The organism is Bradyrhizobium vignae (assembly GCF_004114425.1).
GTDB classification, from domain to species: Bacteria; Pseudomonadota; Alphaproteobacteria; order Rhizobiales; family Xanthobacteraceae; genus Bradyrhizobium; species Bradyrhizobium vignae.
Genome location: NZ_RDQF01000058.1, coordinates 35,547 through 48,446, shown reverse-complemented (window position 1 = coordinate 48,446; position 12,900 = coordinate 35,547). Strand labels below are relative to the sequence as shown.

Genomic DNA, 12,900 nt, shown 5'->3' with positions numbered 1-12,900 from the left:
GTACCTCGTCTACTACAACAACCACAGACCCCATCAGGCCTTGGCAGGACAAACTCCCAAGGCTTTCGCCGCTTCCAAGACCACCGCGATCCAATCAGCGAATTATTGAACATCGACAGCAATGACGGGGACGGTCACGCCGCCCCGTCACGGAGCGGCGGGTGGTAGGACAGCGCGGTGTCCCAGGGGAAGAAGATCCAGGTGTCCTGCGACACTTCCGTGATGAAAGTGTCGACCAGCGGGCGGCCCTTCGGCTTGGCGTAGACGGTGGCGAAATGCGCATCGGGCAGCATCTCACGCACCAGCTTGCCGGTCTTGCCGGTGTCGACGAGATCGTCGACGATGAGCAGCCCCCTGCCGGTGCCGCCGCCGAGCTTCATCGCCGCCTCGGAAATGCCCTTGAGGACCTGCAGCTCGCCCTGCTTGGTGTGGTCGTAGCTCGCAATGCAAACCGTATCGATGACGCGCACCCCGAGTTCGCGCGCCACGATCGCAGCAGGCACCAGGCCGCCGCGGGTGATTGCGATCACCGCATGGAACGGACCAACTTCGTTGAGCCGCCAGGTCAGCGCCCGGCAATCCCGGTGGAACTGGTCCCACGAGACCGGGAAGGCCTTGCCCGCCCGCTCCTGCGCGCTCAGTTCCGGTGCTTCACCAGCCATTGTCATCTCCTGCTTCGTCTGCCGGCAAAGTCCCTGCTAGCGGGTGACGTTCAATCCCGCCAGCATTTCCTTCACGGCGGCCATCGCCGCGGCCAGCTTCGCCGGATCGCGCGAGCGCACCACCAGATTGGTGTTGGGCTTCTGCTCCTCGTCCATGAACGGATAGCTGCCGATGATCGTTTCGGGATGGGCGGCCGCGATTGCCCGCAACGGACTCCCGATGTCGCCCTCCCGGGCGTTCGCGCGAACCGATTCGGAGAGCATGCGCACGCCGGATTTCAGCTTGGGCGAGACGATGTCCATCATCGCCTGCATGATCGATGGCACGCCGGCCATCACGATGACGTTGCCGATCTTGAAGCCGGGAGCGAGGATGGTTGCGCTCTGGATCAGTTCGGCGCCGTCGGGAATGCGGGCCATGCGCAGGCGGGCCTCATTGAGGTCCTGCTCGCTCCAGCGCTCGCGGAAACGCGCAACCACCTCCGGATGATGATCGATGCCGACGCCGAATGCCTTGGCAACGCTGTCGGCTGTGATGTCGTCATGGGTCGGCCCGATGCCGCCCGTCGTGAAGACATAGGTGTAGCGATGCCGGAGTGCGTCCAGGGCGGCGATGATGTCGGCCTCGTCGTCGGAGACGATCCGGACCTCCTTCAGGTCGATGCCGATATTGGTCAGGTATTCGGCGATGAAGCCGATGTTCTTGTCCTTGGTCCGGCCGGACAGGATTTCGTCCCCAATGACCAGAATGCCCGCCGTGACGATCTCGCTCATGCCTTAAGTCCCTCACCTGTGACGCCGACTCTGCCGAGGTAACGCGTTGAAGTCACGCGGTTTTGCTGCTGAAATAAGCAGTCCTCAGCCATTTTTTCAGGCAAGCCGCCGGCCATCCCCAGCAAATGCCCCTTCTCCATGCTTATCGCGCTGGCCCGGCCCTTGCTACCTCCTACGGAAGTCATGCACTCTCACGGCATGGCCACAGGACGTTGCGGTCTTCAGCAAGGCCCAAGCGACCTGATCGATGGTGCAAGGCCTGGGGGAGAACAGTCGGAATCCATGGCAGTCGCGTTTGACGAAATGAATATTCCCGGCGGGGACCTTCGCCCCGCCTATCAGGAGCTGGCGCGCTGGCTCAAGGAGACGCCTCCCGAGGCCCTCGAATATCGGCGCCAGGAAGCCGAGCTCCTGTTCCGTCGGATCGGCATTACCTTCGCGGTCTACGGCGATTCCGAGTCCACCGAGCGCCTGATCCCCTTCGACGTGATCCCGCGAATCATGTCCGGCAAGGAATGGGCGCTGCTGGAGAAGGGCCTGAAGCAGCGGGTGCGCGCGCTCAACATGTTCCTGCGCGACATCTATCATGGCCGCGACATCCTCCGCGCCGAGGTCGTGCCCGACGATTTGATCTTCCAGAACCCGGTGTTCCGCCCCGAGATGAACGGCCAGCACGTGCCGCACGATGTCTACGTGCACATTGCCGGCATCGACATCGTCCGGGTCGATGCCGAGGACTTCATCGTGCTGGAGGACAATGCCCGCACGCCGTCGGGCGTGTCCTACATGCTGGAAAACCGCGAGATCATGATGCGGCTGTTTCCGGATCTGTTCGCCCGCCACAAGGTGGCGCCGGTCGAACGCTATCCGGACGAACTGCTCTCGGCGCTGCGCTCGGTCGCGCCGCAAAGCGCATCCGGCGAGCCGACCGTCGCCCTGCTCACGCCGGGCGTCTACAACTCGGCCTATTATGAGCACTCGTTCCTCGCCGACAAGCTCGGTATCGAGCTGGTCGAGGGCGGCGACCTCATCGTCAAGAACAACGAAGTGTTCATGCGGACGACGGAAGGGCTGAAGCGGGTCGACGTGATCTATCGCCGTGTCGACGACGATTTCCTCGATCCTCTCACCTTCCGCCCCGATTCCGTGCTCGGCGTGCCCGGGCTGATGTCGGCCTACGCCGCCGGCAACATCACGCTCGCCAACGCCGTCGGCACCGGCATCGCCGACGACAAGGCGATCTACTCCTACATGCCTGACATCGTGAAATTCTATCTCGGCGAGGAGCCGATCCTGAAGAACGTGCCGACCTGGCGCTGCCGCGAGCCGAAGGACCTCGCTTATGTGCTGGACAATCTGGGCGAGCTCGTCGTCAAGGAGGTGCATGGCTCCGGCGGCTACGGCATGCTGATCGGGCCCGCCGCGACCAAAGCGACCATCGAGGCATTCCGTGACAAGCTCAAGCGCGAGCCGGAAGGTTTCATCGCGCAGCCGACGCTGGCGCTGTCGACCTGCCCGACCTGCACCGCATCCGGCCTCGCCCCGCGCCACGTCGATCTTCGCCCCTTCGTGCTCACGGGCAGCAAGAGCACCACGATCGTGCCGGGCGGCCTCACCCGCGTCGCGCTGAAGGAGGGCTCCCTGGTGGTGAATTCGAGCCAGGGCGGCGGCACCAAGGACACCTGGATTCTGGACGAGTAGAGAGATGCTGTCGCGTACCGCCGAAAACCTCTATTGGCTCGCCCGCTACGTCGAACGGGCCGAATATCTCGCGCGCACCATCGATGCGACGCTGCGCGTCACCGCGCTTCCCGCCGCCTATATCGGCAAGACCAACGAATGGGACTCGGCGCTGCTCACCGCCGGCGTCGCCGCCAGCTTCTATCAGGCCTATGAGGAAGCCAACGAGCACAACGTCGTCGAGTATCTCTCGTTCTCGCCGAACAACCCGTCCTCGATCAGAAACTGCATCGAAGCGGCGCGGCTGAACTCTCGCTCGGTGCGCACGGCGTTGACCAGTGAGATGTGGGACACCATCAACTCGGCCTGGATCGAGCTCCAGGCTGTTTGGAGCAAGGGCACCTCGACGCGCGAGGATCTCGCCAAATTCCTCCGCTTCGTGCAGGAGACCTCGCTGCGGTTCGACGGCTCGGCCTACCGGACCATGCTGCGCAACGATGCCTATTGGTTCTCGCGGATGGGTGTGCATCTGGAACGCGCCGACAACACCGCGCGCATTCTCGACGTGAAATATCATGTGCTGTTGCCCGAGGAGGAGCACGTCGGCGGCCCGCTCGACTTCTACCAGTGGAGCTCGATCCTGCGCTCGGTCTCGGCGCTGACCGCCTATCACTGGGTCTATCGCGAGACGTTGAAGCCGTGGCTGATCGCGGATCTCTTGATCCTCAACGACACGCTGCCGCGCTCGCTCGCCAGCTGCTACGGCAACCTCGTGCGCAACCTCGACCAGATCGGCGTCGCCTATGGCCGCCAGGGCCCGGCCCAGCGCCACGCCCGCGGCATCCGCAACCGGCTGGAACACAGCAACATGAACGACATTTTCCAGCATGGCGTGCATGAATTCATTCAGGAATTCATCGCGGACAATTCCAGGCTGGGCGAAATCATTACGAAGCAGTATTTGATCTGATGTCCCCCGACTGACGAAATGGGATATCGTCATGGCCGGGCAAAGCGCGAAGCGCGTCTTCGCGCTAGATGTCCCGGCCGTCCACCGTTCTTGCTTTCACGCGACGAGGAAGAACGTGGATGCCCGGGACAAGCCCGGGCATGACGAGCTTCTTCGCGGGAGCAGTCGGGCTAACCACTAACTGCACGGTCCACCATGCGCCTGCGAATCCAGCACACCACGACCTATCGCTACGAGCCGCCGGTCACGGGCGTGATCCAGATCCTGCGCATGACGCCGGGCAGCCATGATGGGCAGTACGTCGCGGAATGGCAGATCGACGTCTCCACCGACACCAAGCTCGACATGCATGAGGATGCGTTCGGCAACGTCATACACGTGCTGTCCTGCGGACCTGTCGCCGACATCCAGATCACCGCCGAGGGGCTGATCGAGACCCACGACACCGGCGGCGTGCTGCGCGGCACTGACGAGCGTTTCCCGGCCGGCATGTTCCTGCGCTCCACCGACCTCACCTCCGTCAATCCGGCGATGACGGCGGTCGCGCGCCAGTTGCGGAGCGAAGCCGAGAGCGACACGCTGGGCTTCCTGCACACGCTGATGACGCAAATCGCCGATCACATGACGTTCGACCAGGACCACACCAACAGCGGCACGTCCGCGGCGGAGGCATTCGCGCTCAAGCGCGGTGTCTGCCAGGATTACGCGCACATCTTCATCGCCTGCGCCCGCGCCGGCGGCGTGCCCGCGCGCTTCGTCTCCGGGCATTTCTTGCGTGCAGACGACATGGTGCATCAGGACGCCGGGCACGCCTGGGCGGAGGCTTACGTGCCCGATCTCGGCTGGGTCGGGTTCGATCCCGCCAACAGCATCTGCGCGACCGACGCCCATGTCCGCGTTGCGATCGGGCTCGACTATCTCGGCGCAGCCCCGGTGCGTGGCACCCGCTATGGCGGTGGCACGGAAACGCTGGCGGTGGCCGTGAAGGTCGAGCAGGCCGGCCGCGGCGGGCAGTCGCAATCGCAGCGACAGAGCTAGCTCCGTCACCGCCTGCAATCGGGGGTTGGACCGGCCCCCGAAATTGGCTAGTACTTGCGCGCAAACGCTCGCGTCGAGGACTGGAAATGACCTATTGCTGCGGAATCTTGGTTCGGGATGGTCTGGTGATGATCGCCGATACCCGCACCAATGCCGGCCTCGACAACGTCTCGACCTTCCGCAAGCTGCATATCTTCTCCAAGCCCGGCGAGCGCATCATGGCGATCGCCAGCGCCGGCAACCTCGCGATCAGCCAGTCGGTGCTCTCCACCCTGACCGAAGGCCTGGAGGACCCCAACACGGGCGAGGTCGAGACGCTGATGAACGCGCCGACCATGTTCCAGGCCGCCCAGCGCATTGGCCGGGCGATCCGGGCGGTGCATGCGACCGAAGGGCCGGCGCTGAAATCGGAGGACGTGTCGTTCGACGTCTCCTTCCTCTTCGGCGGCCAGATCAAGGGCGCGCGCATGCGCCTGTTCATGGTCTACACCGCCGGCAATTTCATCGAGTGCACGACCGACACGCCCTACCTGCAGATCGGCGAGCACAAATACGGCAAGCCGGTGCTCGACCGCGCCATGCATTACGACGTCGAGCTGTACGAGGCGCTGAAGACCGGCCTCATCTCGATGGACTCGACCATGCGCTCGAACCTCGGCGTCGGCCTGCCGATCGACGTGCTGGTGGTGCGGAACGATGCCTGTGAGGCCGATCTCAATCACCGCATCGAGGCGGGCGAGCCCTATTTCCACGATTTGCGCTCGCGCTGGTCGGCGGCGCTGCGCGCCGCGCACCAGAACATTCCGCGGCCGCCCTACAAGAACGAAAAAGAATCCAAAACCTGACAGCTCAAGAGAAAAGGCAGGAAACGATGAGTGAAGCGAAAAAGATCGCAGTGGTGACGGGCGCCGGCACCGGGGTCGGGCGCGCGGCGTCGCTGGCGCTGATGAACACCGGCTTCACCGTGGTGCTCGTAGGGCGCCGGCTCGACATGCTCGAGGAGACCGCGAAGCTCGGCCCCGCGGGGAAGAGCCTGTGCGTCACCGCCGACATGACCAAGCCGGAGCAGATCGCCGCGCTGTTCGACAAGGTGAAGACGACCTATGGCCGCCTCGACGTGCTCTTCAACAATGCCGGCATGGGCGCGCCGGCGGTGAACTTCGAGGATCTCAGCCTCGAGCAGTGGCAGGCGGTGGTGAACACCAACCTCACCGGCCCGTTCCTGTGCACTCAGCACGCCTTCCGCATCATGAAGGACCAGACCCCGCGCGGCGGCCGCATCATCAACAACGGCTCGATCTCGGCGCATGCGCCGCGGCCGTTCTCAGCGGCCTACACCTCGACCAAGCACGCGATCACCGGCCTCACCAAGGCCTCCAACCTCGACGGCCGCATGTACGACATCGCGGTCGGCCAGATCGACATCGGCAATGCGGCAACGCCGATGACCGACCGCATGGTCAACGGCCCCGGCGTGCTTCAGCCTGATGGCACCACCAAGCACGAGCCGCGCATGGACGCGAAAGCGGTCGGCGATGCCGTGGCCTACATGGCCAGCCTGCCGCTCGACGCCAACGTGCTGACCATGACGGTGATGGCGACCAAGATGCCGTTCGTGGGGCGGGGTTGAACAAAAAGCGCGAGAACAACCCCATACACAGTAGGCGTCAAGTGGCGCCTGCTGCTGCCTGGCTACAGGGTGATGGGAGTTAAGTCCGCGAGCCATCTCCACAATCGTCATTGCGGGCGCAGCGAAGCAATCCGGGCTGTCACTGCGGCAAGATTCTGGATTGCTTCGTCGCAAGAGCTCCTCGCAATGACGTGGAGAGAGCGTTGCCCTATTCCAAACTCTCCACCTTTCGCAGGCTCGGAAACAGCTTCATCCAGAGCAGCGCCACTGCGACGGTGGCGACGCCGCCGAGCACGGCGGCGGGCATGGCGCCGAACAGCGCGGCCGTGAGGCCACTCTCGAATTGGCCGAGCTGGTTCGAGGCGTTGATGAAGAGGAAATTCACCGCACCGACCCGGCCGCGCATCTCATCGGGTGTGGACAGCTGCACCAGCGAGAAGCGTATCACGACGCTGATCGTATCGGCCGCACCGAGCACGGCGAGCGACAGCACCGACAGCCACATCCACGGCGACAGCGCGAACACGATCGTGGCGAGGCCGAATACGATCACCGCCTGGAACATGCGTAAGCCCACATGCCGCGAGATGGCGTGGCGCGCCAGCACCACGGTCATCAGGAGCGCACCGACCGCGGGCGCGGCACGCAGCACGCCGAGTCCGACCGGGCCGGCCTGAAGAATATCGCGGGCATAGATCGGCAACAGCGCGGTGACGCCGCCGAACAGCACGGCGAACAGGTCCAGCGAGATGGTGCCGAGAATCGCGGGGTTGCCGCGGATGAAGCGGACGCCGGCAAAGATATTGTCCGAGTTCGTCCCCTCCTTTGCGATCGCCTGCGGGCGCGGCCGGATGAAGCCGGTCAAAATCATCCCCACAACCCAGAACAGTACCATCACGGCATAAGCGAGATGCGGGGCGACCGCATATGCGAATCCGCCGAGCGCCGGCCCCGTGATGGTCGCGACCTGTGCTGCGCCGCTGGAGATGGCCGTGGCGCGCTGCAGCGACCCTTGCGGCGCGATCAACGGCAACAACGCCGCCGTGGTCGGGCTCTCGAACGCGCCTGCAATGCCGAGCACGAAGGTCGCGATGAAGATCTGCACCTCGCCGACCGCGCCGAGATAGGTGATGGTTGCGAGATAGAGCGCGGTCGCGGCTTCCACGAGCTGGCAGAGCTGGACCACGCGCTTGCGCTCGTAGCGGTCGGCGGCGTGTCCAGCGACGAACACCAGCAGCGCCGTGGGCAGGAACTGCACGAGGCCGACCATGCCGAGGTCGAACGCCGAGCCGGTGAGATCGTAGATCTGCCAGCCGATCGCGACCGCCGCGATCTGGCTGGAAAAGCGCGACAGGCTGCGGGAGAGCAGGAAGAACAGGAAGGCGCGGTGGCCGAGCAGCGCGCCGGCGCTGACCGGCAGATTGTCGGATATTGGCTGCTCTGGCATCGTCGCTTCGGTCACCTCGGACGGTCCGGTCCTGATCCTGATGGGCCCGCGTGGCCCAGGCTTGCCCGCTTGTCAACAACGAGCCGCTTCCGTGGCCCCCGGCATTGCCTTTGCAATGCACACGCGGCCATAATCATTGAGGGTTTGGGGACATCATGCTTCGGTTGCAATCGGCACTCGGCATTTTCGCATTGCTCCTGATCGCTTTCGCGCTGGCGGAGAATCGCCGCGCGGTCTCGCTGCGTCAGGCGGCAATCGGCCTCGCCGCGACCTTCGTCACCGCGGTCGTGCTGCTGAAGCTGCCGGTCGTGGCGCATGCGTTCGGCGCGATCAACGACGCGGTCGGCGCGATCTCGGCGGCCTCGCGCGCCGGCTCCGCCTTCGTGTTCGGCTATGTCGGCGGCGGCCCCCTGCCGTTCGATCTGAAGGTGCCGGGCGCGGACTTCATCCTGGCGTTCCAGGCATTGCCGATCGTGCTGGTCATGAGCGTGCTGACGACACTGCTGTTCTATTGGCGCGTGCTGCCACCGATCGTGCGCGGCATGGCCTGGCTGCTCGAACGCACGTTGGGGGTCGGCGGCGCCGTGGGCCTCTCGACCGCCGCCAACATCTTCCTCGGCATGGTCGAGGCACCGTTGTTCGTGCGGCCGTATCTGGCACAGATGACCCGCAGCGAATTATTCGTGGTGATGACCGGAGGCATGGCCGGCATCGCCGGCACGGTGCTGGTGCTCTATGCGACGCTCCTTGCCCCACTCATCCCCGACGCGGCCGCGCACTTCGTCATCGCCTCGGTGCTGGGCGCGCCGGCCGCGATCCTTGTCAGCCTGATCATGGTGCCCGAGACATCCGACAAGCGTACCGGCGGTGCACTGGAGGATCCCGAGATGAACGTGTCCAGCACGATGGACGCCATCGTCAAGGGCACCACCGGCGGCCTCGAACTGTTGCTCAATATCGTCGCCATGCTCCTGGTGCTGGTGGCGCTGGTCTATCTGGTCAATGCCATGCTTGGCCTCTTGCCTGATATCGGCGGTGCCGCGATCTCGCTGCAGCGGCTGCTTGGCCTCGTCATGGCACCAGTATGCTGGTTGATGGGGCTGCCATGGGATCAGGCGATCACCGCCGGCAGCCTGATGGGGACCAAGACCGTGCTCAATGAATTGATCGCCTATGTCGACTTCACCAAGCTGCCAGCCAACGCGCTCGATCCGCGCTCGCGCCTGATCATGCTCTACGCGATGTGCGGCTTCGCCAACTTCGCCAGCCTCGGCATCATGATCGGCGGCCTCGGCGTGATGGCCCCGGAGCGGCGCGAGGAGATCAACGCGCTGGGGCTGAAGTCGATCGTATCGGGGACGCTGACCACGTGCTTGATGGGGGCGATGGTGGGGGTGTTGAGTTAAGACACCCCTCGTGAGCCGTAGAGGGCGGATTGCGCGCAGCGCAATCCGGGGCCATCTTCTCCACGGAGAAACTTTCCCGGATCTTGCTTGCGCCGCATCCGGGCTACAAGCCCGCGGGCAAGCCCTTACGCCTTCAACTCCACCGTCCTGAACTCCGCCGGCAGGATCACCTCCAGCAGCTCCACGTCGTCCGAATAGTCCAGGATCATGTGCTTGATTTTCGGCGGCTGGGTCCAGGCGCTGCCTTGCTTCATCAAGGTCTCGCCCTGCCCGTCCATATAGGTCTTCACCCAGCCCTTGAGCACGTAGACCATCTGGAATTCGACGTCGTGATAATGGAGCTTGGAGACCTCGGCCGGGTTGCAGGGGCCTTGCAAGCGGATCACATGCGCCTGCGCGAGGCCGTGGGTCGCCTCGGCGATGCCGAGATCGCGGTATCTGGCATAGGCACGCAGGCCGTCGGGCTTGAAGTCTTCCTCGCGGTGATGGCTGATGGCGATGCGCTGCTTCGGCCGCACGGCCTTCTTCGGAGCGACGGTGCGCGCCTTCGCCTTCACTGCCTTTCGTGCCGAGGATCGCGCCGCTGCCTTGGTCCCGCTCCGCTTCTTCACCGCGGTCTTCATTGCGGGCCTCGATGCCTTCTGCTTGGCCATTGTCTGCCTCCCTGTTCCGAGCCGCGCCCGTCGCACGGGTGTGACCCGAAGGGCAGATTACCCAGTCCTGGGCGAGGCAGCAATTGCGGAGCTGCGGCCGGTCACGCGATCGGTCGTAGCTTGTCCCAAGCTGTCGTTGCGAGCGAGCATCGTCCGTCTTCATTCTCTCCCTGAATTAGTCTCGGCAGGAGATCTGGGGGAATTGATTCATGGGCAACAGCGTCGGTCAGCGTGCATTTCAGAATGCCCGGCTCCAGAAACGGCAAAAGGCCAAAGTGCTGCCATTGCTCGGGCAAGCGCTCGAGTTGCACAAGAAGGGACGCCTTCCCGAGGCTGCCTATCGCCAACTCCTGCAGTTCGCGCCCAACCAATTCATCGCCCTGCATATGCTCGGCGCCTTGGAGTCTGATGCCAGGAACTATGACCAGGCCGAAATCCTGCTGCGCCGGGCCGTTGCCGCAGACCCGCGATCTGCCCAAGCCCACATGAGCTTGGGCGTGGCGCTGAACGGGCTGAAACGTCACGACGAGGCCCGCGAGAGCTATCGAAAGCTCTCGCCTTGCGGCCCAGCTACGCCCTCGCCCTGTCCAATCTCGGTAACGCGAGCGCGGCCCTTGATCTGCACCAAGAAGCGCTCGAGAGCTACGATCAGGCGCTCGCAATTGACGCAAACCTGGCCGAAGCCCACAACGGCCGAGGCTCTGCGCTCTGCCGTCTGCGCAACTATGACGAGGCTCTCGCAAGCCTGAACCGCGCGCTCTCGATCAAGCCTGACTATGCCGCGGCGCTGGCGAACCGCGCCGTTGCACTCCGGGAGCTTCAGCGATTTGACGAAGCCATGGCGGATTGCAATCGGGCAATCGCCCTCGCACCCGACGACGTGAATGGGTGGCTCTGGCGCGCCAACGTCTTGCTCCAGACCCAGCAAATTGCCCAAGCATTGCTCGATTGCGAGAAAGCTCTCGCGATTGCGCCCGATTCTGATCAAGCTCACTTCGTATTGGGCCTCTGTCTCGCCGGAATTGGCAGGGTCGACGAAGCGCTCGCCAGCTTCGACAGGGCCCTCGATATCCGGCTTGACCTTCAGAGCGCGATCTCCAGCAAGATATTCACGCTCGGTTTTGTGGCGGACGCCAGCGTCGAACGGCATCAGCAAGCGCGTCGCGTGTGGTGGGAGCAGATCGGGGCCAAAATCGCTTCAGAAGCGGCAGCACCGCATGACAACAGCCGCGACCCGGACCGGCGCCTGGTGCTTGGCTACGTCTCGTCGGACTTCAACGCGCATTCGGCCGCGTTCATTTTCAAGCCGGTCCTGCAACACCATGACCGCGCACAGTTCGAGATCGTGTGCTACTCGTGTTCGTCGAAAGTGGACGGGACGACAAGCGAATTTCAGGGGCTCGCCGATCGCTGGCGTGACGCCTCGCAATGGACCGATGATCGCCTCGCTGCACAGATTCGCGCCGATGGCGTCGATATCCTGATCGATCTGTCCGGCCACACCAGAGGAAACCGCCTCGGCGTATTTGCGCGCAAGCCGGCACCGATCCAGGCGCACGGCTGGGGCCACGGCACCGGCACCGGGCTGCCGACGATCGATTATCTGTTCTCGGATCCTGTCGCGATTCCTTTGGCGGTTCGGCATCTGTTTGCGGAGACCGTCGTCGACCTGCCGTGCTTTGTGACGCTGACGCCGCTGCCGGCCGGGATTGCGCGAGCGGAGACGCCTGCGATCTCGAACGGTTTCATCACGTTCGGTGTCTTCAACCGCATCAGCAAAATCTCCGACGAGGCCGCGGCAGTCTGGTCCAGGATCCTCGAGCGGGTGCCAGGCTCGCGACTGCTGATCAAGGATGTTGCGCTCGACGATCAACTCGTCCGCGACAAGCTGCTGGCGCGATTTGCGGCTTGCCGATTGCCGGCCGAACGCGTCGATCTGCTCGGAGCGACCTCGCGGCACGAACATCTGGCATCGTTCAATCGCATCGATATTGCACTCGACCCGTTCCCACAGAACGGCGGCGTCAGCACATGGGAAGCCCTGCAGATGGGCGTGCCCGTGGTGGCGAAGCTCGGAAACAGCCTGCCCAGCCGGGCCGCCGGCGCCATCCTCACCGCGCTCGGCCTGCCGGACTGGGTCGCCGACAGCGAGGATGCGTATGTCGAGATTGCAGCCGGCCGCGCGGCGCGGGTCGCCGAGCTCGATCAACTGCGCCGCGAGCTGCCCGAACAGATCAGCGCTGCGGCCGCCGGCAACCCTGTCTCATATGCGCGAGCCGTGGCCGACGCCTATCGCGCGATGTGGACACGCTATTGCAAGGGCGGCGTCTGAGCTCTGCTCAATGCAGCCGGAACACGCCGTCGACGGCGCGCAGCTCGGCGGGCTTGATCAGCTTGGAATGCGCCACCGTGACCGAATGCAGGGGGCCGTCGAGCTTCTCCTGCCAGAACGCCAGGAAATCGGTCAGCGCCGGAAATTTCGGAAACATGTCGTAGTTCTGCCAGACATAGGTCTGGAGCAACGAGGGATGATCCGGCATCCGATAGAGAATCTGTGCCGTCGTCAGCCCGTAGCCCAGCATCTGTTTCCGGAAGTCCTCGGAAACGCCCCCAACGCGCAGTCCCATGCCAAACCTCCTT

The 12,900-nt window shown here is 64.1% G+C and carries 11 protein-coding genes and 1 pseudogene; 7 read left to right on the top strand and 5 right to left on the bottom strand.

Translation table 11 applies throughout. The features are described 5' to 3' along the window. Nucleotides 1–134: 134 nt before the first annotated feature. Nucleotides 135–662 carry a xanthine phosphoribosyltransferase gene (gene gpt, locus EAV90_RS32535; protein WP_122402570.1) on the bottom strand — a complete coding sequence of 176 codons (528 nt, stop codon included), beginning with the start codon at nt 660–662 and terminating at the stop codon, nt 135–137. 36 nt (nt 663–698) lie between these two features. Next, complete coding sequence (locus EAV90_RS32530) at nt 699–1,436, bottom strand: competence/damage-inducible protein A (protein WP_122402569.1); 738 nt, start codon at nt 1,434–1,436, stop codon at nt 699–701. Between the two features lie 282 nt (nt 1,437–1,718). Between EAV90_RS32530 and EAV90_RS32525 the strand changes: the two genes are divergently transcribed. The 5 genes from EAV90_RS32525 (at nt 1,719) to EAV90_RS32505 (ending at nt 6,754) form a co-directional block, all read left to right on the top strand. Next, a complete protein-coding gene (locus tag EAV90_RS32525; protein WP_129145772.1) occupies nt 1,719–3,137 on the top strand; it encodes a circularly permuted type 2 ATP-grasp protein in 1,419 nt (472 codons plus the stop codon). Between the two features lie 4 nt (nt 3,138–3,141). Continuing rightward, on the top strand, nt 3,142–4,086 hold the full coding sequence (locus EAV90_RS32520) for an alpha-E domain-containing protein (protein ID WP_122402567.1): 945 nt from the start codon (nt 3,142–3,144) through the stop codon (nt 4,084–4,086). 195 nt (nt 4,087–4,281) lie between these two features. After that, the gene (locus EAV90_RS32515; RefSeq protein WP_129145771.1) at nt 4,282–5,124 is read left to right on the top strand and encodes a transglutaminase family protein; all 843 of its coding nucleotides are present in this window, start codon (nt 4,282–4,284) and stop codon (nt 5,122–5,124) included. 86 nt (nt 5,125–5,210) lie between these two features. After that, nucleotides 5,211–5,969, top strand: coding sequence for a proteasome-type protease (locus EAV90_RS32510; protein WP_122402565.1), 759 nt, complete (start codon nt 5,211–5,213; stop codon nt 5,967–5,969). 26 nt (nt 5,970–5,995) lie between these two features. Next, nucleotides 5,996–6,754, top strand: a complete 759-nt coding sequence (locus EAV90_RS32505; RefSeq protein ID WP_122402564.1) for an SDR family oxidoreductase — start codon at nt 5,996–5,998, stop codon at nt 6,752–6,754. 208 nt (nt 6,755–6,962) lie between these two features. On the opposite strand, the gene EAV90_RS32500 is transcribed toward EAV90_RS32505, so the two are convergent. Next, complete coding sequence (locus EAV90_RS32500; protein ID WP_129145770.1) at nt 6,963–8,201, bottom strand: MFS transporter; 1,239 nt, start codon at nt 8,199–8,201, stop codon at nt 6,963–6,965. Between the two features lie 155 nt (nt 8,202–8,356). Between EAV90_RS32500 and EAV90_RS32495 the strand changes: the two genes are divergently transcribed. Continuing rightward, nucleotides 8,357–9,607, top strand: a complete 1,251-nt coding sequence (locus EAV90_RS32495) for a NupC/NupG family nucleoside CNT transporter (protein ID WP_122402563.1) — start codon at nt 8,357–8,359, stop codon at nt 9,605–9,607. 125 nt (nt 9,608–9,732) lie between these two features. Here EAV90_RS32495 and EAV90_RS32490 read toward each other — a convergent pair whose 3' ends face one another. Beyond that, nucleotides 9,733–10,260: a cupin domain-containing protein gene (locus EAV90_RS32490; RefSeq protein ID WP_129145769.1), complete on the bottom strand. Its 528-nt coding sequence runs from the start codon at nt 10,258–10,260 to the stop codon at nt 9,733–9,735. Between the two features lie 209 nt (nt 10,261–10,469). On the opposite strand from EAV90_RS32490, the pseudogene EAV90_RS32485 reads away from it, so the two are divergent. Continuing rightward, a pseudogene (locus EAV90_RS32485) lies at nt 10,470–12,592 on the top strand (O-linked N-acetylglucosamine transferase, SPINDLY family protein). 7 nt (nt 12,593–12,599) lie between these two features. On the opposite strand, the gene EAV90_RS32480 reads toward EAV90_RS32485, so the two are convergent. Beyond that, nucleotides 12,600–12,887: an usg protein gene (locus EAV90_RS32480; protein WP_027560138.1), complete on the bottom strand. Its 288-nt coding sequence runs from the start codon at nt 12,885–12,887 to the stop codon at nt 12,600–12,602. Between the last annotated feature and the right edge of the window lie 13 nt (nt 12,888–12,900).